The organism is Microtetraspora sp. AC03309, from assembly GCF_020826795.1.
GTDB lineage: Bacteria > Actinomycetota > Actinomycetes > Streptosporangiales > Streptosporangiaceae > Microtetraspora > Microtetraspora glauca.
On record NZ_JADDIL010000523.1, the window covers coordinates 1 to 442 of the forward strand.

Here is a 442-nt window from a genome sequence, read left to right on the forward strand (position 1 = left end):
GATCCGCATTTTCATCGAACCGGACAGCAACGAGAAGCTCACCGTTCGGCTGGCCGACGGCCGCAACGGCCGCACGCTGCTCAGCTCGACCAGCCAGGGCTACGACCGGCTCTCACGCGCCGAGGAACTGGCCCGCCGCATCGCCCCACGCGGTGACGAGGCGGTCGAGCTGGTCATCCGCAGCGCCGCGGGCAAGGTCATGCGCCGTGAAACCCTGTGGGACCCCGCAGCAGAAGCGGGGGCCGCATAGATGGACGGTCGGCCACTGAGCGCCGAGCCCGAGCAGGGGACGCCGGCCACCCCGGCGTCCCGCTCGTTCTCCATCGGCCAGGTGCTCACCCTCGCGATCCCGCCTGCCGAGCAAGTGTTCTGCAGCTACACCGATCTGCTCGACGTCTTGGGCTACATGCTCAACGACGTTCCGGCAGCGTCGGATATCGAC

2 protein-coding genes are annotated in these 442 nt (G+C 68.6%); both read left to right on the plus strand.

Going from position 1 to position 442, the window contains the following annotated elements:
* Positions 1-250 (plus strand): hypothetical protein (locus tag IMZ11_RS44170; RefSeq protein ID WP_228649730.1); only part of this gene is annotated, 250 nt, incomplete at its 5' end.
* A partial coding sequence (locus IMZ11_RS44175) for a hypothetical protein (RefSeq protein WP_228649732.1) occupies positions 251-442 on the plus strand: 192 nt, incomplete at its 3' end.